General features: G+C 71.3%; 17 protein-coding genes. 10 read left to right on the forward strand and 7 right to left on the reverse strand.

Annotated elements, in window-relative coordinates; genetic code table 11:
* Positions 1-24: 24 nt before the first annotated feature.
* Positions 25-444, reverse strand: coding sequence for a hypothetical protein (locus tag ACX938_RS06720; protein ID WP_459430470.1), 420 nt, complete (start codon positions 442-444; stop codon positions 25-27).
* Positions 445-485: 41 nt separating this feature from the next.
* The gene (locus ACX938_RS06725; protein WP_459430471.1) at positions 486-1,499 is read right to left on the reverse strand and encodes an alkane 1-monooxygenase; all 1,014 of its coding nucleotides are present in this window, start codon (positions 1,497-1,499) and stop codon (positions 486-488) included.
* A gap of 196 nt (positions 1,500-1,695) precedes the next feature.
* On the opposite strand from ACX938_RS06725, the gene ACX938_RS06730 reads away from it, so the two are divergent.
* Positions 1,696-3,381 (forward strand): NAD(P)H-dependent oxidoreductase subunit E, encoded by a 1,686-nt coding sequence (locus ACX938_RS06730; protein WP_459430472.1) that lies wholly within the window; start codon positions 1,696-1,698, stop codon positions 3,379-3,381.
* Positions 3,382-3,824: 443 nt separating this feature from the next.
* Here ACX938_RS06730 and ACX938_RS06735 read toward each other — a convergent pair whose 3' ends face one another.
* Positions 3,825-6,107: an NADP-dependent malic enzyme gene (locus ACX938_RS06735; protein WP_459430473.1), complete on the reverse strand. Its 2,283-nt coding sequence runs from the start codon at positions 6,105-6,107 to the stop codon at positions 3,825-3,827.
* 764 nt (positions 6,108-6,871) lie between these two features.
* Here ACX938_RS06735 and ACX938_RS06740 point away from each other — a divergent pair.
* From ACX938_RS06740 to ACX938_RS06765, 6 genes are all read left to right on the forward strand, one after another.
* Positions 6,872-7,264, forward strand: coding sequence for a cytidine deaminase (locus ACX938_RS06740; protein WP_232753328.1), 393 nt, complete (start codon positions 6,872-6,874; stop codon positions 7,262-7,264).
* On the forward strand, positions 7,264-8,571 hold the full coding sequence (locus tag ACX938_RS06745) for a thymidine phosphorylase (RefSeq protein WP_459430474.1): 1,308 nt from the start codon (positions 7,264-7,266) through the stop codon (positions 8,569-8,571). Before ACX938_RS06740 ends, ACX938_RS06745 begins: the two co-directional genes overlap by 1 nt.
* 315 nt (positions 8,572-8,886) lie before the next feature.
* Positions 8,887-10,104, forward strand: a complete 1,218-nt coding sequence (locus tag ACX938_RS06750) for a phosphopentomutase (RefSeq protein WP_459430475.1) — start codon at positions 8,887-8,889, stop codon at positions 10,102-10,104.
* 4 nt (positions 10,105-10,108) lie between these two features.
* Positions 10,109-11,140, forward strand: a complete 1,032-nt coding sequence (locus ACX938_RS06755) for an adenosine deaminase (protein WP_459430476.1) — start codon at positions 10,109-10,111, stop codon at positions 11,138-11,140.
* Positions 11,137-11,769, forward strand: a complete 633-nt coding sequence (gene upp, locus ACX938_RS06760; protein ID WP_232753324.1) for a uracil phosphoribosyltransferase — start codon at positions 11,137-11,139, stop codon at positions 11,767-11,769. Before ACX938_RS06755 ends, upp begins: the two co-directional genes overlap by 4 nt.
* Positions 11,770-11,839: 70 nt before the next feature.
* A complete protein-coding gene (locus ACX938_RS06765; RefSeq protein WP_459430477.1) occupies positions 11,840-12,805 on the forward strand; it encodes a hypothetical protein in 966 nt (321 codons plus the stop codon).
* Positions 12,806-13,069: 264 nt separating this feature from the next.
* Here ACX938_RS06765 and ACX938_RS06770 read toward each other — a convergent pair whose 3' ends face one another.
* Positions 13,070-14,098, reverse strand: coding sequence for a hypothetical protein (locus ACX938_RS06770; protein ID WP_459430478.1), 1,029 nt, complete (start codon positions 14,096-14,098; stop codon positions 13,070-13,072).
* Between the two features lie 448 nt (positions 14,099-14,546).
* Positions 14,547-16,172, reverse strand: a complete 1,626-nt coding sequence (locus ACX938_RS06775; RefSeq protein ID WP_459430479.1) for an AMP-binding protein — start codon at positions 16,170-16,172, stop codon at positions 14,547-14,549.
* 134 nt (positions 16,173-16,306) lie between these two features.
* Between ACX938_RS06775 and ACX938_RS06780 the strand changes: the two genes are divergently transcribed.
* From ACX938_RS06780 to ACX938_RS06790, 3 genes are all read left to right on the forward strand, one after another.
* Entirely contained in the window at positions 16,307-16,789 is a 483-nt protein-coding gene (locus tag ACX938_RS06780; RefSeq protein WP_459430480.1) for a pyridoxamine 5'-phosphate oxidase family protein, read from the forward strand.
* Positions 16,786-17,442: a sulfotransferase domain-containing protein gene (locus tag ACX938_RS06785; protein ID WP_459430481.1), complete on the forward strand. Its 657-nt coding sequence runs from the start codon at positions 16,786-16,788 to the stop codon at positions 17,440-17,442. The genes ACX938_RS06780 and ACX938_RS06785 overlap by 4 nt, the downstream gene beginning before the upstream one ends.
* Positions 17,443-17,554: 112 nt before the next feature.
* Positions 17,555-19,453 (forward strand): propionyl-CoA synthetase, encoded by a 1,899-nt coding sequence (locus tag ACX938_RS06790; protein ID WP_459430482.1) that lies wholly within the window; start codon positions 17,555-17,557, stop codon positions 19,451-19,453.
* A 177-nt stretch (positions 19,454-19,630) separates the two neighbouring features.
* Here the strand turns inward: ACX938_RS06790 and ACX938_RS06795 are convergent, their stop codons facing one another.
* Both ACX938_RS06795 and ACX938_RS06800 read right to left on the reverse strand, forming a co-directional pair.
* Positions 19,631-20,167: a DUF421 domain-containing protein gene (locus tag ACX938_RS06795; protein ID WP_459430483.1), complete on the reverse strand. Its 537-nt coding sequence runs from the start codon at positions 20,165-20,167 to the stop codon at positions 19,631-19,633.
* A gap of 358 nt (positions 20,168-20,525) precedes the next feature.
* Complete coding sequence (locus tag ACX938_RS06800; RefSeq protein ID WP_459430484.1) at positions 20,526-21,281, reverse strand: NAD kinase; 756 nt, start codon at positions 21,279-21,281, stop codon at positions 20,526-20,528.
* Positions 21,282-21,372: the final 91 nt, after the last annotated feature.

Here is a 21,372-nt window from a genome sequence, read left to right on the forward strand (position 1 = left end):
GGAGCGCCGGCTGACCGCCCGCGCCTAGACCCCGACCTCGGGGCCGAGGCAGAGCATCTCGCCCTCACTCTCGGCCTCGTAAAGCTCCGTCGCCCCGCCGCCGTCGAAGAGCGCCCGAAGCCCGCCCGGCTCGCGGAAGAATCGCCAGCACTGCGGCATCGGGTCGTCCTCGTAGACAAAGCAGATGCGCTCGCCTTGCGGGAACCAGCGCCCCTCCTTGCAGGCGCCGTCGAGGAAGGACCAGCGCACCCGGCGGTCGGGCAGGTAGCGCTCGATCCCGTAGGGCTGCCCGGCCTCCGAGAAGGTCAGCGTGCGCCCGGTCACATAGGCCTCGAACTCCGCCGCGGTCATCGGCGCCTCGAGCGCCCGCGCGGGCGGGGCTGCAGCGGCGGTCAGAAACCCCAGCGCGAGGGTCAGGGCGAGAAGGAAAACACGCGGCCTCATGCCCTTCAGTCTGACATGAGCGCCCCCTTCTGCGGAAGGAATCACCGCCAGGCCCGCGCCCGGCGGTCCATCATCCGCCGCCAGACCGGCGGCACCAGCGCGATCACCGCCATGACCGGCAGCGACTGCGGCAGGATCGGCATCTCCGCGCGGTCGAGCCGCAGGCCGGGATAGGCGCGCCCGGGATGCGCGTGATGGTCCGAATGCCGCGGCGCGTTCAGCATGAGCGCGCCCGAGAACCCCTGCGGCGCGTTCCAGCTGTGCCGCGCGCCCATGGGCTCGGGCCGGCCCGCCTTGCCGAGCCGCCGCCGCAACCCGTAGTGCTGGACGTAGTCGGACAGCAGGAGCTGAAGCTGCGCGTAGAGGCAAAGCGCCCCGTAGATCAGCGCCGCCCGCCAGCCGCCCGCCGCCAGGACGCTCAGGAAGGCCGCGAGCCCGCCGCCGAGATAAAGCGCATAGGGCGTGCGCCAGGAGGGCCGGCCCGCACGGGCGGCGCGCTTGGCCTCGGCACGGTAGCCCGCCCGGAAGCTGCCCCGCCAGGCCCGGAGCGCGAAGCGCCAGAAGCCCTCGCCCAGGCGCGCGGAATTGGGGTCGCGCTTGGTCGCCGCATGGACGTGATGCACCAGCCGATGCGCCGAGGCGTGATGCCCGAAAAGCAGGCTCACGTAGACCGCGACGCCCAGGGCGCGCGGACCCCGGCCCGGCCGGTGGATCAGCTCATGCGCGTTGGCCATGCTGACCTGCCCCAGGAACAGCGCGAGCCCGAAGAACAGCGCCGCGGCCTCGGCGAGGCCCCGCCCGCCTGCCGCAAGCGTCAGCGCGCCGCCGAAGAGCAGCGGGAAGTGCAAGACCCCGAGCGTCAGCGACAGCGCGAGCCCGGCGGGAAACTCCGCCCCCTCGGGCGCATCGGGCGCGGCAAGCGCCCCCAGCCGGTCGAGGAAGAAGGCCACAAGCGTGATATGGGCCAGCGCCGCCCAGGCCAGCGCCCCGCCATGGACGACCCCCAGCGCCAGGAGCGCCACGAGCGACAGCGTGATGAGCGTGAAACGCGCCATGGGCCTCCAGTGGAGTTTGACGGGGGTCGGTCTATATCTGCCCCCGTCTCCTATCGGAAAATTTCGTCGCCACGAAGGCCCCTTCGCGGCAGGATGAGGTCGCAAGGCGGCCCTCAGGCGCCGCATCCCGCGTGACGGCGGGGCCCTGCGCGGGCTACACCCGGGGACCAGAGACAGCAGCGCGCGAGGAGGCGACATGGCGCTCGATCAGGGCAAGGGCAGCTGGAAATCCGGGCGCGGCAAGGGCCGCCCCACGCCCAAGGGCCGGCCGCTCGACGAGACGGCCCAGGCCGAGGTGCGCGCGCTTCTGGGCACCGCGCCCAGGCGGCGCGATCTGCTGATCGAATTCCTGCACCGCATCCAGGACGCCTACGGGCATCTCTCGGCGGCCCATATCCGCGCGCTCGCCGAGGAGCTGCGCCTGTCCCAGGTCGAGGTCTACGAGGTCGCGAGCTTCTACGCCCATTTCGACCCGGTGAGCGAGGGCGAGACCCCGCCGCCGGCGCTGACCGTGCGGGTCTGCGATTCGCTCTCCTGCGAGCTGGCCGGGGCCGAGGCGCTGCGCGAGGCGCTGGAGGCCGGGCTCGACCCCGCCGAGGTGCGCGTCCTGCGCGCCCCCTGCATGGGCCGCTGCGACACCGCCCCGGTCTGCGAGCTGGGCCACAACCACATCGACGCCGCCACGCCCGAGAGCGTCAAAGCCGCGATCACCGCCGGCGCCATCCATCCCCGCATCCCCGACTACGAGGCCCTCGCGGCCTATCGCGCGGGTGGCGGCTACGCGGCGCTGGAGCAGCTCCACGCCGAGGGCGACTGGCAGGAGGTGCAGGAGCGGGTCCTGGGCGCGGGCCTGCGCGGCCTCGGCGGCGCGGGCTTCCCCGCCGGGCGCAAATGGGGCTTCGTGCGCGCCGAGCCCGGGCCGCGCTACCTGGCCGTCAACGGCGACGAGGGCGAGCCCGGCACCTTCAAGGACCGGTATTACCTCGAACGCCAGCCGCATCTCTTCCTCGAGGGGCTCCTGATCGCCGCCTGGGCGGTCGAGGCCGACCACGTCTTCCTCTACATGCGCGACGAATATCCCGCCGTCCTCGAGATCCTGCGCCGCGAGATCGCCGCGCTCGAGGAGGCCGGGCTTGCCCCGCGCGACTACATCGAGCTGCGGCGCGGCGCCGGCGCCTATATCTGCGGCGAGGAAAGCGCGATGATCGAATCGATCGAGGGCAAGCGCGGCCTGCCCCGCCACCGCCCGCCTTATGTCGCCCAGGTCGGCGTCTTCGGCCGCCCGACGCTGGTGCACAACGTCGAGACCCTGCATTGGGTCGCCCGGATCTGCCGCGAGGGGCCCGAGGTGCTCTCATCCACCGAGCACAACGGACGGCGCGGGCTGCGCAGCTTCTCGGTCTCGGGCCGGGTCGCCAAGCCGGGGGTCTACCTTCTGCCCGCCGGCTCCACGATCACCGAGATCATCGCGGCCGCCGGCGGCATGGCCCAGGGCCATGTCTTCAAGGCTTACCAGCCCGGCGGCCCCTCCTCGGGCCTCCTGCCCGCCGCGCTTGACGATGTCCCGCTCGATTTCGACGTGCTGCAGGAGCACGGCTCCTTCATCGGCTCGGCGGCGGTGGTGGTCCTTTCCGACCAGGACAGCGCCCGCGGCGCCGCGCTCAACATGCTGCGCTTCTTCGAGGACGAAAGCTGCGGGCAATGCACCCCCTGCCGGGTCGGCTGCGAGAAGGCGGTGAAGCTGATGCAGGCGGAGCACTGGGACCAGGGGCTGCTCGAAGAGCTGAGCCAGGCCATGGTCGACGCCTCGATCTGCGGCCTCGGCCAGGCCGCGCCGAACCCGATCCGCGCGGTGATGCGGCATTTCCCCGAGGAGATCTGAGGGGCGGTTTGGTTGGGCTGTTGATTGGGCGGTCGCCCGCCTGGCGGCGGGCGGATGGTCTGGCCCGCTGATCGTGCCGATCATCGGGCGGGGCGAGGGCGCTGCCCTCGCGCTCCCGGAGGTATTTTCAGCCCGGTCATGCGCAAGGAGGGGCTGCGCGCCGGGGTGATGGCGGGCGCGGTTTTTTTGGGTTTGGGTGGTGAAGTGGGTCGGCTGTGGCCGGTGTGGGCGCGGGTTTTCTGGTCCGGGCGCGGCTGGGATTGCGCGGCGGCGCTTTGATGGAAGCGTTGCGCGGCGCGGGCGTTCGCGCGGCGGTGCGCTCGATCGAGGTGCCGGGCGGCGCAGACTTTTGTCGCGCGCGGCGGCGCTGGTCACGCGCCTCTGCTCAGGGCCGGGCTTTGGCGGCGCGCGCCCGACCTCCCAGCGGCAGGGCGCGCGGGCTGTCAGCCGTAGTCCGAGACCGGCGTGCCGGCGAGGGCGGCCATGTTCAGGAGGCCGCGCGTGGTGATCGAGGGGGTCACGATATGGGCGCGGTTGCCCATGCCCATCAGGATCGGGCCGACCTCGAGGCCGCGGGCGGTCATCTTCAGGATGTTGCGCACCCCCGAAGCCGCGTCGGCATGGGCGAAGATCAGCACGTTGGCCTTGCCGACCATGCGGTTGCCCGGCAGGAGCCGCTCGCGCAGATCGGGGTCGAGCGCCGCCTCGACGCTCATCTCACCCTCGTAGCAGAAGTCCCGCGGCTGCGCGTCGAGCAACTCGAGGCCCGCGCGGATGCGCGCGGCGGCCTCGTTCGACTGGGTGCCGAACTGCGACTGCGAGCAGAGCGCGATCTTCGGCTCGAGCCCGAAGCGGCGCACGTGGCGCGCAGCGCCCACCGCGGCGCGGGCGATCTCTTCGGGGGTGGGGGCGAAATGCACATGGGTGTCGGCGATGAAGAGCGGCCCGTCCTCGAGGATCATCAGGCTCAGCGCGCCGTGAGGCGAGAGCTCCGGCGAGCCCAGCACCTGCTCGATGTAGTTGAGATGCCAGCGGTATTCCCCGAAGGTGCCGCAGATCAGGCTGTCGGCCTCTTCGCGGTGCACCATGACCGCGCCGATGGCGGTGGTATTGGTGCGCATGATCGCCCGGGCGATGTCCGGGGTCACGCCGCGGCGGGCCATGATCTCGTGGTAGGTGGTCCAGTAGTCGCGGTAGCGCGGGTCGTTCTCGGGGTTGACGATATTGACGTCGCGCTCGGGCCGGATCTCGAGGCCCATGCGCTCGCAGCGCATGTTGATGACCTCCGGCCGGCCGATCAGGATCGGCTGTTCGGTGGTCTCCTCGAGGATCGCCTGGGCGGCGCGCAGGACGCGCTCGTCCTCGCCCTCGGCGAAGACGATGCGCCGCGAGGCCCCGGCGGCGGCGGCGAAGACCGGGCGCATGATCAGCGCCGAACGGTAGACCGAGGCGCGCAGCTTGGCCTTGTAGGCCTCCATGTCGGCGATCGGCCGTTCCGCCACGCCCGAGGCCATGGCCGCCTCGGCCACCGCCACCGAGACCGTGGCCGAGAGCCGCGGGTCGAAGGGCTTGGGGATCAGGTAGTCGCGCCCGAAGGTCAGGCTTTCGCCGTGATAGGCGGCGGCGGCCTCGGCCGAGGTGGTGGCCCGCGCCAGCGCCGCGATACCCTCGACGCAGGCGATCTTCATCTCGTCGTTGATCGTCGTGGCGCCGACGTCCAGCGCACCCCGGAAGATGAAGGGGAAGCAGAGGACGTTGTTGACCTGGTTGGGAAAATCCGACCGGCCGGTGGCGATGATCGCCTCGGGGGCAACCTCGCGGGCGGCGTCGGGCATGATCTCCGGGTTGGGGTTGGCGAGCGCGAAGATGATCGGGCGCTCGGCCATCTTCGCCACCATCTCGGGCTTCAGGACATTGGGGCCGGAGAGGCCGAGGAAGAGGTCGGCGCCCTCGATCACGTCGCCGAGGTCACGCGGCCCGCCGGGCTGGGCGAAGGCGGCCTTCTGCGGGGTCATGGCCTCGTCCTCGCGGCCCTCGTGCACCAGCCCGTTGATGTCGCAGAGCCAGACGTTCTCGCGCTTGACGCCGAGCTTCAGGAGCATGTTGAGGCAGGCGATGCCCGCCGCGCCGCCGCCGGTGGAGACGATCTTGATGTCCTCGAAGGATTTGCCCGCGAGCTTCAGCGCGTTGAGCGCCGCGGCGGAGACCACGATGGCGGTGCCGTGCTGGTCGTCGTGGAATACGGGGATGTTCATGCGCTCGCGGCAGATCTCCTCGACCACGAAGCAGTCGGGTGCCTTGATGTCCTCGAGGTTGATCGCCCCGAAGGAGGGCTCGAGCGCGCAGACGATCTCGGCCAGCTTCTCGGGATCACGTTCGTTCAGTTCGATGTCGAAGCAGTCGATGCCGGCGAATTTCTTGAAGAGCACCGCCTTGCCCTCCATCACCGGCTTCGACGCCAGCGCGCCGATGTCGCCGAGGCCCAGGACCGCGGTGCCGTTGGAGACCACGGCGACGAGGTTGCCGCGGGCGGTGTAGTCGCGGGCGGTGGTCGGGTCGGACTTGATCTCGAGGCAGGCCTCAGCGACGCCGGGCGAATAGGCGCGGGCCAGGTCGCGGCCGTTGGCAAGCGGCTTGGTGGCCTGGATCTCGAGCTTCCCGGGCTTGGGATAACGGTGGTAGTCGAGCGCCTGCTGCCGTTGCCCCTCGGTGGTCTGATCCGACATGCCTCTCTCCCCTCACTGGTCCGGGAATCTCGCGTAGCGCAAAACGCGGGGGGCGGAAAGACGTGACGTCATTTGGGGGGAGGTGGTGAGCCTGAGGTTGGGGCCTGCGCAGATCTGTGGAGTGGGGAAGCGCTGAACTGTCCAAGGCAAGGAAAGCGTCAGTGTGCAAGCGGGGTTGTTTCTCAGGAAGCTGCAACATCGCGGCGAGGCTGCGCCTCTGAGGACAGCTACGGCCCAAGCGAGGCCCAATGCTAACCCATCAAAACACCGGCCCCTTCTTGCGCCCGAATAGCATCGAAGATGCCGGGCGCGCGCCGGACCGGCCCGATGGGCCGGCGCTCCTTGGAATGGCGCGCCTAGATCACCTCTAGCCCTGACCTTGCAGGGATAAAGCGCCTCGCTCGAAGCGCAGCAGCGCCGGCCCCCGGTCCGCCGCGCGCCCTCTGGTGCGAGGGGTGAGAGGGCTGGGCGACGTGGGGTCCGGGTTTGGGCGGTGTGTTTTTCCGATGGGTTTGGCTTGTGCTTCGCCGGGGGCCTGTGATCCCGAACCGGGGAAGTGCCCGAGCGAGTGGATGGCCACAAAACCAAACCACCCGAGCGAAGGACGGCCTCTGCGCAATACGCCCAGCCCGCGCAGTCTTGCCCAAGCCCCCCTGCCCTTCCCGACCCCGCGTCAGCTCCTGACCGCCCCAAGCCTCCCCCCTTGCGCCGCCTCCGCCCGCGCTCCACCATGCCGCTTCCCGAGAGCTGCGAGAGGTGCCCCGATGTCCCTGCGCGACGCCGCGCTTGCCGTGCGCGAAAACGCCCATGCCCCCTATTCCGGCTTCAAGGTGGGGGCGGCGCTGACCACCCCCTCGGGCGCCGTCCACCGGGGCTGCAACGTCGAGAACGTCGCCTACCCCGAGGGCACCTGCGCCGAGGCCGGGGCCATCGCCGCCATGGTCGCCGCGGGCGAGACCGAGATCGCCGAGATCTACGTGGTCGCCGACAGCCCCGCCCCGGTGCCGCCCTGCGGCGGCTGCCGCCAGAAGATCGCCGAGTTCGCGGCCCCCGCGACCATGGTCACCCTGGCCACGCTCGAGGGCACCGAGACCCGCCTCTCGGTGGGCGAACTGCTGCCCGGGGCCTTCGCCGCGTCGCATATGGACAAGTCCTGATGGAGCCCGCCCGGCTGATCGCGGCCCTGCGACAGGGCCAGGAGCCCGACCCCGCGGCCATCGCGGGCTTCGCGCGCGGGCTCGCCGACGGCTCGGTCTCGGACGCCCAGGCCGGGGCCTTCGCCGTGGCGGTCTGCTGGCGCGGGCTCTCCGAGGCGGGGCGCACGGCGCTCACCCGGGGGATGCGCGATTCGGGCCGGAAGCTCGACTGGGACCTGCCGGGCCCGGTCCTCGACAAACATTCGACCGGCGGCGTGGGCGACTGCGTGAGCCTGGTGCTCGCCCCCGCGCTGGCCGCGCTCGGGGTCTATGTGCCGATGATCTCGGGGCGCGGGCTGGGCCATACCGGCGGCACGCTCGACAAGCTCGAGGCGATCCCCGGCTTCCGCACGGCGCTCAGCGAAACCGAGTTCACCCGCTGCGTCCGCGAGACCGGCGCGGCCATCGTCGGCGCCTCGGCGGATATCGCGCCCGCCGACCGGCGGCTCTACGCGGTGCGCGACGTGACCGGCACCGTGGCCTCGATCGACCTGATCACCGCCTCGATCCTGTCGAAGAAGCTGGCCGCCGGGCTCGAGGGGCTGGTCCTCGACGTCAAGCTGGGCTCCGGCGCCTTCATGAAGACCGAGCCCGAGGCCCTGGAACTGGCCGGGGCGCTGGCCGCGACGGCCAATGACGCGGGCTGCCCGACGGTGGCCTGCCTGACCGACATGGACGCCCCGGCGGCCCCGGCGCTCGGCAATGCGCTTGAGGTCTGGGAGGCAGCGGCGGTCCTCAAGGGCCAGGACCCCGAGGGCCGGCTCGCGGCGCTGACCGAGCTTCTAGGCGGTGCGCTCCTGGCCAAGGCGGGGCTTGCCAAGGATGCCGAGGCCGGCGCGGCCCAGGTCCGGGCGACGCTGGGCGACGGGCGCGCGGCCGAGGCCTTCCAGAAGATGGTCTATGCCCAGGGCGGGCCCATGGGCTTTGTCGAGACGCCGGGCCGCTTCCTGCCCGAGGCGCCGGTGATCCGCGAGGTCACCGCCGAGGGCGCGGGCCATGTGGCGGCGATCGACGGCGAGGCGCTGGGGCATGTGGTGGTGCGGCTCGGTGGCGGGCGGCGGGTCGAGACCGACAGCGTCGACCCGGCGGTGGGTCTCTCCGAGGTGGCGCCGCTCGGGCGCGCGGTCGCGCCGGGCCAGCCGCTGGTGAAGCTGCACGCCGCCCGGGTCGAGGACGCCGAGGCGGTGGAAGCGGCGATCCGCGCGGCCTTCACCCTGGGCGAGGCCCCGGCGCGCAAGCCCATCGGGCGGATCGCGGCGGGGGCCTGAACGGGGGGCGGATCAGCACCGGGCGGCCCTGAAGCGGGCGTGTCAGCCGAGAGCGCCCGAGCCGGGGACAGCCCAGCAGCGGCTGGCTCCACGGCGGGCCCCGGAGCAGCGGGCGCCGCAGACCTGGGCCTCTCAGCGGCAGGTGTCTCAGACCTGGACCTCCAGGCCGCACGCGGCCCGGCAGCGCGCAGCCCTGCGCCAGGCGCCAGACCACCGCCCGACGCGGCGGCGCCCCGCCGCCCGCCCCTTGCCCAAATCTTTCGCGCGCGCTAGGCCCGGTGCCACCCTCAGACGCCTGCCCGTGAAGGATCACCCATGCCCCGCGCCTTCCTTGTCGTGATGGATTCCGTCGGTATCGGCGGCGCCCCGGATGCGGGCGACTTTTTCAACGACGGCAAGCCCGACAGCGGCGCCAATACGCTCGCCCATATCGCGCGGGCCTGCGCCGAGGGCCGGGCCGAGGAGGGCCGCTCGGGCCCCCTGCGCCTGCCGCATCTCGACGGGCTGGGCCTCTCGCGCGCGGTGACGCTGGCCTCGGGCGATCCGGCCCCGGACCTGGGCGGCGGCGACCTCTCCGGCACCTGGGGGGCGGCGACCGAGGTCTCGCCCGGCAAGGACACGCCCTCGGGCCACTGGGAGCTCGCCGGTCTGCCGGTGCCCTGGGACTGGCATTACTTCCCCGACACAAGGCCCGCCTTCCCCGAGGATCTGACCGCCGAGGTCTGCCGCCTCGCCGGCACCGAGGGTATCATCGGCAATATCCACGGCTCGGGCACGGTGATGCTCGATCGTTTCGGCGCAGAGCACATCGAGACCGGCTTCCCGATCTGCTACACCTCCGCCGACAGCGTCTTCCAGATCGCCGCCCATGAAGAGCACTTCGGCCTCGACCGGCTGCTCCAGCTCTGCCGCGACATCGCCCCGCGCCTGCACGAGATGCGCGTCGGCCGGGTCATCGCCCGGCCCTTCGTGGGCCGCCCCGGGGCCTTCCAGCGCACCGCCAACCGCCGCGACTACGCGATCCGCCCGCCTCAGCCGGTGCTGACCAACTGGGCCCAGGACGCCGGGCGCCGCGTGCGCGCCATCGGCAAGATCGGCGATATCTTCACCATGGAGGGCATCGACGAGCTGCGGAAGGGCGCCGACGCCGAGCTGATAACCCATCTCGGCACGGCCATCGACGAGATGCCCGAGGGCAGCCTGACCTTCGCCAATTTCGTCGAGTTCGACAGCCACTACGGCCACCGCCGCGACGTCTCAGGCTATGCCCGGGCGCTCGAATGGTTCGACGCCGAGCTGGGTCCGCTCCTCGACCGGCTGCGCCCGGGCGACATGCTCTGCCTGACCGCCGATCATGGCAACGATCCGACCTGGTTCGGCACCGACCACACCCGCGAGCGGGTGCCGGTGCTGATTGCCGGCCAGGGCCCGGGAGAGCTGGGCCGGATCGCTTTCGCCGATGTCGCCGCGACCATCGCGCGACACCTCGACATTCCCGCAAAGGGGCCCGGACGCCCCGCGCCCCACGAGTGACCAGATGACCGACGAGACCCAAGAGATCCGCCACGACGAAGAAAGCCTCGCAGCGATTGCCAACCTGCCCAAGGTCGAGCTGCACCTGCACCACGAGGGCGCCGCCCCGCCGGAGTTCATCCGCCGCCTCGGAGAGGAGAAATCCATCCGCCTCGACGGCGTCTTCGACGCCGATGGCGGCTATGCCTTCTCGGGCTTCGAACGCTTCCTGCGCACCTATGAGGCGGCCACCGCCGTGCTGAAGTCGCCCGAGGACTTCCACCGCCTGACCCTGGCGCTCCTTGAGCAGTCGGCCGAGAACGGCGTGGTCTACACCGAGAGCTTCCTCTCGCCCGATTTCTGCGGCGGCGGCGACCTTTCGGCCTGGCAGGACTACCTGGCCGCCATCCGCGAGGCCGCCGAGATCGCCGAGCGCGACATGGGCGTGACCCTGCGCGGCGTGGTGACCTGCGTGCGCCACTTCGGCCCCGACCAGGCGCGCCGCGCGGCGCGCTGCGCCGCCGAGACCGCGGGTGACTTCATCACCGGCTTCGGCATGGGCGGCGACGAGAACCAGGGCGCGCTCAAGGATTTCGCCTGGTCCTTCGACATGGCCCGCGAGGCCGGGCTTCAGCTCACCGTGCACGCCGGCGAATGGCGCGGGCCCGCCGAGGTCGCCTCGGCGGTGGACGACCTGCGCGTCGCAAGGATCGGCCACGGCGTGCGCGCCGCCGAGGACCCCGCCCTGGTCGAGCGGCTGGCCGAGGCGGGCATCTGCCTCGAGGTCTGCCCGGGCTCGAACGTGGCGCTGGGGGTCTACAAGCGGCTTGCCGACCACCCGATCGCGCGGCTGCGCCGCGCCGGGGTGCCGGTCACCGTCTCGACCGACGATCCGCCCTTCTTCCACACCACCATGCGCGACGAATACGTGAACCTCGCGCGCTGCTTCGGCTGGCAGGCCGAGGATTTCACCACCCTCAACCGCACCGCGCTGGCCCATGCCTTCTGCGACGAGACCACCCGCGCGGCCATCGCCAAGAGACTGGACACCCAATGACCGAGACCCTGAAGATCGTCGATCACCCGCTGGTGCAGCACAAGCTCACGCTGATGCGCGAGAAGGAGACCTCGACCGCCTCCTTCCGGCAGCTCCTGCGCGAGATCTCGCAGCTCCTGGCCTATGAGATCACCTCGGAACTGCCGATGACCACGCGCCGCATCGAGACCCCGCTGATGCCGATGGAAGCGCCGGTCCTCGACGGCAAGAAGCTGGCGCTGATCTCGATCCTGCGGGCCGGCAACGGGCTCCTGGACGGCGTGCTCGAGCTGATCCCCTCGGCCCGGGTGGGCTTTGTCGGGCTCTACCGCGACGAGGAGACGCTGCAGCCGGTGGAATATTACTTCAAGGTGCCCGAGGGCCTCTCGGACCGGATGACCATCGCCGTCGACCCGATGCTGGCCACCGGCAATTCCTCGGTCGCGGCCATCGACCTTCTGAAGAAGGCCGGCGCGACGAACATCCGCTTCCTCTGCCTCCTGGCCTCGCCCGAGGGCGTCCAGCGCATGGCCGAGGCACATCCCGACGTGCAGGTGGTGACCGCCGCGCTCGACGAGCGGCTGAACGAAAAGGGCTATATTGTGCCCGGTCTCGGCGATGCGGGCGACCGGATGTTCGGGACTAAATAGGCCATGGCATAGCTTTACAGACGCAACCTGTTGCGGCATCGTTGCGAAAACGCCTTCGGGGGGCCGTGATATGAAACTGACACGTCTGGCCGTGCTGGCCCTGGTTGCCGGGACCTTCGGTCTTGCGGGCGAGCTCTCCGCCCAGCAGCGGTCGACCGATGTGCCGATGGAGTTTCCGCCCAGTTCCTACGAGGGCCGCCAGTATGTCGACAGCCGCGGCTGCGTCTACATCCGCGCGGGCATCGACGGGGCGACCAACTGGGTGCCCCGGGTGAGCCGCCAGCGCCGCCACATCTGCGGCCAGACCCCGACCCTGGGCGAGAGCGGCACCCGCACGGCCGCCGCCGCACCGGGCAGCGAGGTGGAGCGGATCACCCTCGACAGCGCGCCCGCAACCTCGGCCGCGGCGCCGCGCCAGGCGCAGGCTCAAGCACAGGCCCGGACCACGACCACCGCGCCGCAGCCGCAGGCCCAGCGCCGCGCCCCCGCGCCGCAGCCGCAACAGGTCAAACCCGCCCCGCAGATCGTCCGCCAGGTGCCCGCGCCCGCCGCGCAGCCCGCGCCCGCCCGGACCCGCGTCGCGACCGAGGGCGGCTGCCGGGGCGCCTCGGCGATCTCGCAGCAGTATATCGGCAATTCGCAGGGGCTGCCGGTGCGCTGCGGGCCGCAGACCACCAGCCATGTGACGGTGATCCGCCGCGGCGAGACGCCGGGGCCGAACGCCAATGTCTACATCCGGCAGGGCTATGACGACAGCAACCTGCGCCTCGCCCCCGCCGCCCCCCGCAGCGGGCCCGGGCCGACCATCGTGCCCGACCAGGTCTACGAGACCCTGCGCGCCGAGGCCGCCGTCCGCGTGCCCGAGGGCTACGAGCGCGCCTGGGACGACGACCGCCTGAACCCGCGCCGCGCCTTCCAGACGCCAGAGGGCTACTACGCGACGCAACAGGTCTGGACCAACACCGTGCCGCGCCGGCTGGTCGCCACCGCCGACCGCCACCGGGTGCGCGATCCGATCATCATCATTCCGCGCTGAGGTTGGCGCCGAGGTTGGGCGGGGCCGCTTGAGGCGGGTCTGCGCTGAACTGGTGCGGTGCGCATCTCAAACCATTTGGTGAGACAGCCAGAAGCCGCGTCGTGGGGCGTTCCCCGTGCTTTGAAAAGCCTTGCAATATCACCCTGCCGAGGTGATGTGCGCAGCCTCGGTCATGCCGTCGTGCCTCCGGCAGCTTTCCTGACCTAATCCGAGACACACGACGCGCCTCCCGAACGGCACCTCGGCGCCCTCAGGCCCAACACCCTACCCCGTGCAGATCCCCTGCAGCCGCACCCATTCCGCGTCCGTCAGCACCGGGCGGCTGCCGGTCTCGCGCCGGGGGTCGGCCTCGATCAGCGGCAGCGTCGTCTCGCCGGTCATGTCGAGCGCATAGGCATAGGGGCTCGAGCGCAGCTCCGCGCCGTCGAAGGCCGTCAGGAGCGCCTCGGTCGAGACCCGCGCCGGGGTCTCCGAGAGGATCGCCTCGGCATGGGCGTCGAGCGCGCTTTCCGGCAGCTCGCCCGTGGTCAGAAGCTTCAGCGTCGCGAAAAGCCCCGCGCGCTGGAGAAGCTCGCCCAGCGGATCGGCCCGCCCGGCGCGCAGCGCCTCGGCCAGGACATAGCCCGCGGTGACATCGGGATCCTCGGGATCCTCGACCAGCCGCCGGTTCAGAAGGATGCGCCCGCCCGGCAGATGCGCGGTGTCCGGCACCGCCTGGCGCAGCACCGTCAGGTCGCCGCCCCGCTCGGGGCCGAGCACCCGGCGGCCCAGCGCGCGCAGGGGCTCCTCGGCCTCGCTGGCGCTGCAGGGCCGGCCCGCCACCCGCTCGATCCGCTCCAGAAGCGCCGCGCCGATCTCGTCGCGCTTGACCGGCGGGACGACCTCGGTCGAATAGGCCAGAAGCGCGCCGGGCAACCAGAAGACCGTCGCCAAGACGCCCGCCGCCGCCAGCCCGCCGGTGATCCAGAGCCGCAGCTTGCCCGGCCGGGGCCGCGCCCGCGAGATCGCCCGCAGCACCCGGTCGATGCCCTCGATCATCTCGGGCGCGTCCTCGCCCAGCTCGAGCGTCTCTCCGGGGTCGCCGTCGGGGTGGTAGATCGCCGGCAGCTCGCCTCGCGCCGTGGCCCGCTCCACCGCCGCCAGCGACCAATGCGCCAGCGGGCGCTCGTTGCCGTCGCTGATCGTCAGGGAAGCCTCGCCCAGCGAGACGATCACCTCGCGCCGCTGCGCCTCGGCATCGGCACGCCAGAGGCCCGAGGCTTCGAGACGCTGGTATTGGGTAAGGGCTGTCATGCGCTCCGGGGGCTCGTCTGCACCTGTGGCTCGGCGCAAGCTACACGCGGCGGTGGGAGACGGCAATCGCATGGGCGCGCGGGGCGGTGGCGCCGGTTTCGGACAGGGGGAGTGCGGTATTTTTGCCGAGGGTGAGGGCGTTGGGGCTTGGCGGGGGCGCTGGGGTGAGACCGGGGTCGGGGGCGCGCTGCCCCGGCGGGGGCGGCGGCTGAGAGCGTCGGTTTAGGTATTTTTGCCAAGCTGAAGCCTGGGGGGGGGCGCTTCGGGCCTTGGCTGGGGTGTTGGGTTGAGAGCGCGGTGCGTGGAGTGCTGCCCCGGCGGGCGTGGCGGCTGAGAGCCGGGTGCGTGACGCGCCGGCCTGGCGGGCGTGGCGGCTGCGGGCGGCGCGGATGTCGAGGGCCGCGCCTTCACCTGGGTGTCCGGCCCGAGCCCCCTGCCCTGCCCGGCCTCACATCTCCTTGGCCTGCGCCCTGAGCTGAAACTTCTGGATCTTCCCCGTCGAGGTCTTCGGCAGCTCTCCGAAGACCACCTTTTTCGGCGTCTTGAACCCGGCGAGCTGGCCGCGGACGAAGGCGATCAGCTCCGCCTCCTCCGCCGCTGCGCCGGTCTTCAGCTCCACGAAGGCGCAGGGCACCTCGCCCCAGGTCTCGTCGGGCTTGGCCACCACCGCGCAGAGCGAGACCGCGTCATGGCCCATCAGCACGCCCTCGACCTCCACCGAAGAGATGTTCTCCCCGCCCGAGATGATGATGTCCTTGGCGCGGTCGGCGATGCGGATGTAGCCGTCCTCTTCGAGGATCGCGATGTCGCCCGAATGGAAATAGCCGCCCGCGAAGCTTTCCTCGGTGGCCTCGGGGTTCTTGTAGTAGCCCTTCATCACGCCGTTGCCGCGGAACATGATCTCGCCCTTGGTCTCGCCGTCATGCGGCACCTCGACCATGCGCTCGTCCATGACGGTCACATGTTCGAGGAAGGGCATGGCCACGCCCTGCCGGGCCTTCAGATCGGCGCGCGCCGCGCCCTCGGTGCCGTCCCACTTGGCCTGCCAGGTGCATTCGGTGCCCGGCCCGTAGGTCTCGGTCAGCCCGTAGACATGCGTGACGTTGAAGCCCATGGGCTCGATCTTCGCCAGCGTCGAGGGCGCCGGCGGGGCGCCCGCGGTGAAGACCTCGACCACCTGCGAAAAGGCGCGCCGCTCGGCCTCGGGGGCGTTGATCAGCGTGTTGAGCACGATCGGCGCGCCGCCGAAATGGGTCACGCCCTCCTCGGCGATGGCGTCGAAGATCGGCTTGGCACGGATCTCGCGGCAGCACACCAGCGTGCCGCCGACCACCGGCATCATCCAGGTGTGGCACCAGCCGTTGCAGTGAAAAAGCGGCACGATGGTCAGATAGACCGGGTTCAGCACCATGCGCCAGGACAGCACCTGCCCCATGGCGTTCAGATAGGCGCCCCGGTGGTGGTAGACGACGCCCTTGGGCCGCCCGGTGGTGCCCGAGGTGTAATTGAGCGCGATGCTCTCCCATTCGTCCTCGGGCATGATCCAGGGCGCATCGGGCGCGCCCTCGGCCAGAAGCGCGTCATAGGTGGTGTGGCGCCCGCTGGCGGTGCAGCCCGCCTCGGCGTCGACCACCTCGATCAGCACCGGGCCCGGGCCCTCCATCTCGGCCAAGGCCGCCTCGGCGACCTCGATCACCTCGCTGTCGACGAGCGCCAGCTTGGCCCCGCCATGGGCGAAGATATAGGCCACGGTGCCAGCGTCGAGCCGGGTGTTGATCGCGTTCAGCACCGCCCCCGCGGCGGGCACGCCGAAATGCGCCTCGGCGTGGGCGGGGATATTGGGCAGGAGCGTCGCCACCACGTCGCCGGGCTGGATGCCGCGTCCGGCCAGCGCCGAGGCCAACCGGCTCACCCGCGCGGCATAGGCGCGGTAGTCGACCCGGTGGCTGCCGTAGGCCACGGCCAGGTGGTCGGGATAGACCTCCACCGCGCGCTTCAGGAAGGACAAGGGTGTCAGCGGGGTGTAATTGGCGGGCACCTTGCCCAGCCCGGTCTCGTCCGGCAACCAGCCCATGCTGTCCTCCCTTGCCCGTCACTCGCGCTCAGATTGCGGCCAAGCGCGGGCGCAGGCAAGCCTTGCGGCGGCCCTCGGGCTGGAGGCAAGCTGCGCCCGACCTGACCCCGCCACCCCGCCATCCCGGAGGCCCGATGTCCCGAAGCGCGCTTTCCGACGACAGCCGCGCCGCGCTCGACCGCGCGGTGCTGGTCTGGCTCGCCACCGCCGATGCGGAGGGCCGGCCCAATGTCTCGCCAAAGGAGGTCTTCCTGCCCGCGCCCTCGGGCGAGATCCTGATCGCCGAGATCGCCTCGGCCGGCAGCCTGCGCAACATCCGCGCCAACCCCGCGGTCTGCGTCTCGGCGCTGGACGTCTTCCGGCAGAAGGGCATGACCTTCCACGGCACCGCGCGGATCATCGCCCCAGAGGCGCCCGACTTCGCCGAGGCCGCCGCACCTCTGGCCCGAAAGGCCGGGCCCGCCTTCGCCATCCGCCATGTCATCGCGGTCAGCGTGCGCCGCGCCCGGCCGCTCCTCGCGCCGGGCTACCGGGTCTTTCCCGACAAGACCGAGGCCCAGATGGTCGCCGAGGCCCATCGCCTCTACGGCGTCCGCCCCGGAGGCGAGCGCCCATGATCATCTCGCCCGGGCGCGGCTATCTCTTCGTGCATATCCCCAAGACCGGCGGCACCTCGCTGGCGCTGGCGCTCGAGGCGCGGGCGCATCGCGACGACATCCTGATCGGCGACACCCCCAAGGCGCGCGCCCGGCGCAAGCGGCTGAAGACGCTGGGTCCCGCCGCCGGGCGGGTCTGGAAACACGCCAGCCTGCGGGACGTGGCGGGCCTCCTGCCCGAGGCGGCGCTGGCGCCCCTGAAGGTGGTCACCCTGGTGCGCAACCCCTGGGACCGGATGGTCAGCTATTACCACTGGCTGCAGGATCAGAGCTTCGACCACCCCGCGGTGCGGCGCGCCAAGGCGCTGAGCTTCGCCGATTTCCTCGCCGACCCCGCCACCGGCGCGGCCCTGCGCGCGGCCCCCTACGACAGCTATGTCACCCGCCCGGATGGGCGGGAGGCCGAGACGCTCTTCCTGCGGCTCGAACACCTCCAGACCGACCTGCCCGCCTTCGAGGCGCTCCTGGGCTTCCGGCTCGCGCTGCCCCATGCCAACCGCTCGGCCCGGGCCGAGGACTGGCGCGGCTATTACGACGCCGAGACCCGTGCCCGGGTGGCCGATCTCTGCGCCCCCGACATCGCCCGCTTCGGCTACCGGTTCGAGCCGGCCTGAGCGCCCTCTCCGACCATTTTCCGACCCGGGCCGCGCGCGCGGCGCTTGCATCCCCGCCCCGTGGCTCCGTAACACAACAGACGAGGAGCTTGAGGCAGGGAGGAGCCGCAAAATGACATATGCCGATGTCTACCAGTCCTGGAAGACAGACCCCGAGGCCTTCTGGCTGGAACAGGCCCGCGCCATCGACTGGGACGAACCGCCGACCCGCGCGCTCTACGACCGCGGCCATCATGTCTTCGAATGGTTCGCCGAAGGGCGGCTCAACACCTGTTACAACTGCGTCGACCGCCACGTCGAGGCCGGCCGCGGAGAGCAGGCGGCGATCATCTACGACAGCCCGGTGACCGGCACCAAGGCGACAATCACCTATGCCGAGCTTCAGGACCGGGTCGCCCGGCTGGCCGGCGCGCTGAAGGCGCGCGGCGTGGAAAAGGGCGACCGGGTGATCATCTACATGCCCATGGTGCCCGAGACCGCGGTGGCCATGCTGGCCTGCGCCCGGCTCGGCGCGATCCATTCGGTGGTCTTCGGCGGCTTCGCCAGCCACGAGCTCGCGGTGCGCATCGACGACGCCACCCCCAAGGCGGTGATCGCCGCCTCCTGCGGCATCGAGCCCGGCCGCACCGTGGCCTACAAGCCGCTGCTCGACGGGGCGCTCGACCAGGCCAAGCACAAGCCCGAGTTCACGGTGATCTTCCAGCGCCCCGAGGAAGAGGCCGGCCTGACCGAGGGCCGCGACTTCGAGTGGCACGCCTTCCAGGAGGGCGCCGAGCCCGCGACCTGTGTCCCGGTCGAGGGCACCCACCCGGTCTATGTGCTCTATACCTCCGGCACCACCGGCGCGCCCAAGGGCGTGGTGCGGCCCACCGCCGGGCACCTCGTCGCGCTCTACTGGTCGATGAAGAACATCTACAACGTCGACCCCGGCGAGGTCTTCTGGGCCGCCTCGGACGTGGGCTGGGTCGTGGGCCACAGCTACATCGTCTACGGCCCGCTGGTGCACGGCAACACCACGGTGCTTTTCGAGGGCAAGCCGGTGGGCACGCCCGACGCCTCGACCTTCTGGCGGGTGATTGCCGAACACGGGGTGCGCAACTTCTTCACCGCGCCCACCGCCTTCCGGGCGGTCAAGCGCGAGGACCCCAAGGGCGCGCTTCTGGAAGGCCACGACATCTCCAAGCTCCGGGCGATCTATCTCGCCGGGGAACGCGCCGATCCCGACACGGTGGAATGGGCGCAGGAGATCTCCGGCAAGCCGATCTACGACCACTGGTGGCAGACCGAGACCGGCTGGCCGATCGTCGCCAATCCCGCCGGGCTCGAGGCCATGCCGGTCAAGGTCGGCTCCCCCTCCGTTGCCATGCCGGGCTACGACGTGCAGGTCCTCGACGAGGGCGGCACCCCGGTGGCGCCCGGCAACCTCGGGGCCATCGCGATCCGCCTGCCGCTGCCGCCGGGCACGCTGCCGACGCTCTGGAACGCGCCCGAGCGCTTCCACAAGAGCTACCTCGCGCGCTTCCCGGGCTACTACGAGACCGGCGACGCGGGGCTGATCGACAAGGACGGCTACCTCTACATCATGGCGCGCACCGACGACGTCATCAACGTGGCGGGCCACAGGCTCTCGACCGGCGCCATGGAAGAGGTGCTGGCGGGCCACCCGGATGTGGCCGAATGCGCGGTGATCGGGGTCGCCGACGACTTCAAGGGCCAGCTGCCCATGGGCTTCGTCTGCCTGACCAAGGGGGTGAACCGCCCGCACGACGAAATCGAGGCCGAATGCGTCGCCCGGGTGCGCCAGCAGATCGGCCCGGTGGCGGCCTTCAAGCTCTGCAAGGTGGTGGACCGGCTGCCGAAGACGCGCTCGGGCAAGATCCTGCGCCGGACCATGGCCAATCTCGCCGACGGCCAGGACTTCAAGATGCCCGCGACGATCGACGATCCCGCCATCGTCGACGAGATCCGCGCCGCGGTGAAGACCCTGGGCTACCCGCAGAGCAGCGGCTGAAGCGCGCGTCCGCGGCGGCTCCGGGCAGTGCCGGGGCCGCCGCGGAGTATCTACCCTGAGAGCGGACGGGACGGTCGCCTTTCCGGTCAGTCAGCGCGCCAGCACCGACGCGATCACCCAGCGCGCCACGCTTGCCTCGCTCCCGCCAATCTGCCCATCAGGGCCCGCCGCACGACCTCACCCCCGCCCCGGCGCCTCGCGCCCGCGCGGCCCCGCGACCTCCACCACATCCGCCAGAAGCGCCTCCGCAACCGCCCGGCCCTCGGTGTTCTGCACCACGCTCACGACGCCGGTGCTCTCGACCACCACCGCCTTCACGTCGGCGAGGTCATGCACGTTCGACTGCCGCAGCTTGGCCATGAGGTCCTCGCGGGTGACATTGGCGCGCATCATGCCGTCCCAGAGGATCTCGCCGTCGCGCATCACCAGGACCGGCCGCGCGTCGATCAGCCGGCGCAGCCAGTCGACCCGGGTGCGCAGCGGCGCCATGGCCATCTTCCACAAATAAAGCGCCGCGATCGCCCCGATCCCGGTCCAGAGGCTCTTGTCCGGCGAAGACACAACCGCCGCCAGCACCGAGCCAATGGCCACGGTGACCGCGAAGTCGAAGGCCGACATCTTGGAAAAGGAGCGCAGCCCCAGAAGCCGCGTCAACAGGATGATCGCCGCCATGATGGCGACGGTCTTGACCAGCATGTCGAGAAATTCGGCCACCCCAGTGCCCCCTTCGCCCCGCGCGCCAAAAAAACGCCCCGCCGCGCCCCCGGTTCCCCACCCCCGTCGACGCGTCCGGGCGCCCCCGCCCCACCAAGCGCCACCCCTTCCAGGCCTGACCGGGCCGCAAATACTCCGGGAGCGCGAGGGCAGAGCTCTCGCTCCGGCCGGGCGGGCCTCAATGGCCCGGCCGGACGGACCGCCAGCCCAACCCCAGACAAGAAAAGCACAAACCCAACCACCCAGGCCCAGCCCCCCAGGCCTGACCGGGCCTCAAATACTCCGGGAGCGCGAGGGCAGAGCCCTCGTTCCGTCCGGGCGGGCCTCAATGGCCCGGCCGGACGGATGGCCCTCCCCCTCAGACGAATTGTTCGCGGATCAGCCGTTCCTCGAGCCCATGGCCCGGGTCGAAGAGCACCCGGTGGGCGATCTCCGGGGCGCTGCGGATGTCGACGCGCAGCACGTCGCGGACCGAGCGGCTGTCGGCCTCGGCCATGACCGGGCGCTTCTCGGGCTCCAGGACCTCGATCGAGACATCGGCGGTCTTGGGCAAAAGCGCCCCGCGCCAGCGCCGGGGGCGGAAGGCGGCCATGGCGGTCAGCGCCAGCACGTCGGCGCCGATCGGCAGGATCGGGCCGTGGGCGGAGTAGTTGTAGGCCGTCGACCCCGCCGGCGTCGCCACCAGCGCCCCGTCGCAGACCAGCTCGGCCATGCGCAGCTTGCCGTCGACCGAGATCTTCAGCCGCGCCGCCTGCGGCCCGGCGCGCAGGAGCGAGACCTCGTTGATCGCCAGCGCCTCGTAGGTGCCGCCGTCGGTCTGCACCGCGCGCATCGCGAGCGGCGTGATCACCGCCTCTTCGGCGGCGGCCAGCCGTTCGCTCAGATTGTGCTCGGAGTATTCGTTCATCAGGAAGCCCACTGTGCCGCGGTTCATCCCGTAGACCGGGGCGGCCAGCTCCTGCGTTCGGTGCAGCGTCTGCAGCATGAAGCCATCCCCGCCCAGCGCGACGATGACGTCCGCCTGGGCCTCGGCGTGATCGCCGTAACGCCGCGAGAGCGCCGCCTTGGCGGATTGCGCGATGGCTGCATGCGAGGCGGCAAATGCGATCCTCATCCGTCTCGACCTGTTTCCTGTCCTGCCTGTGCCGTTCCGAAACAAGCACAGCGGCCCGCAAAGCGCCAGCGGGGACGGCATATTGTCCCGA

It is taken from the genome of Roseivivax sp., assembly GCF_054552075.1.

What these genes read in the sequence shown, in the direction of transcription:
- ACX938_RS06735 (WP_459430473.1), bottom strand. Translation starts at nt 6,107, where the DNA reads ATGTCGGATCAGACCACCGAGGGGCAACGGCAGCAGGCGCTCGACTAC.
- ACX938_RS06770 (WP_459430478.1), bottom strand. Translation starts at nt 14,098, where the DNA reads ATGACAGCCCTTACCCAATACCAGCGTCTCGAAGCCTCGGGCCTCTGG.
- ACX938_RS06745 (WP_459430474.1), top strand. Translation starts at nt 7,264, where the DNA reads ATGGAGCCCGCCCGGCTGATCGCGGCCCTGCGACAGGGCCAGGAGCCC.
- ACX938_RS06800 (WP_459430484.1), bottom strand. Translation starts at nt 21,281, where the DNA reads ATGAGGATCGCATTTGCCGCCTCGCATGCAGCCATCGCGCAATCCGCC.
- ACX938_RS06780 (WP_459430480.1), top strand. Translation starts at nt 16,307, where the DNA reads ATGTCCCGAAGCGCGCTTTCCGACGACAGCCGCGCCGCGCTCGACCGC.
- ACX938_RS06785 (WP_459430481.1), top strand. Translation starts at nt 16,786, where the DNA reads ATGATCATCTCGCCCGGGCGCGGCTATCTCTTCGTGCATATCCCCAAG.
- ACX938_RS06750 (WP_459430475.1), top strand. Translation starts at nt 8,887, where the DNA reads ATGCCCCGCGCCTTCCTTGTCGTGATGGATTCCGTCGGTATCGGCGGC.
- ACX938_RS06720 (WP_459430470.1), bottom strand. Translation starts at nt 444, where the DNA reads ATGAGGCCGCGTGTTTTCCTTCTCGCCCTGACCCTCGCGCTGGGGTTT.
- ACX938_RS06765 (WP_459430477.1), top strand. Translation starts at nt 11,840, where the DNA reads ATGAAACTGACACGTCTGGCCGTGCTGGCCCTGGTTGCCGGGACCTTC.
- ACX938_RS06740 (WP_232753328.1), top strand. Translation starts at nt 6,872, where the DNA reads ATGTCCCTGCGCGACGCCGCGCTTGCCGTGCGCGAAAACGCCCATGCC.
- ACX938_RS06790 (WP_459430482.1), top strand. Translation starts at nt 17,555, where the DNA reads ATGACATATGCCGATGTCTACCAGTCCTGGAAGACAGACCCCGAGGCC.
- ACX938_RS06730 (WP_459430472.1), top strand. Translation starts at nt 1,696, where the DNA reads ATGGCGCTCGATCAGGGCAAGGGCAGCTGGAAATCCGGGCGCGGCAAG.
- upp (WP_232753324.1), top strand. Translation starts at nt 11,137, where the DNA reads ATGACCGAGACCCTGAAGATCGTCGATCACCCGCTGGTGCAGCACAAG.
- ACX938_RS06775 (WP_459430479.1), bottom strand. Translation starts at nt 16,172, where the DNA reads ATGGGCTGGTTGCCGGACGAGACCGGGCTGGGCAAGGTGCCCGCCAAT.
- ACX938_RS06755 (WP_459430476.1), top strand. Translation starts at nt 10,109, where the DNA reads ATGACCGACGAGACCCAAGAGATCCGCCACGACGAAGAAAGCCTCGCA.
- ACX938_RS06725 (WP_459430471.1), bottom strand. Translation starts at nt 1,499, where the DNA reads ATGGCGCGTTTCACGCTCATCACGCTGTCGCTCGTGGCGCTCCTGGCG.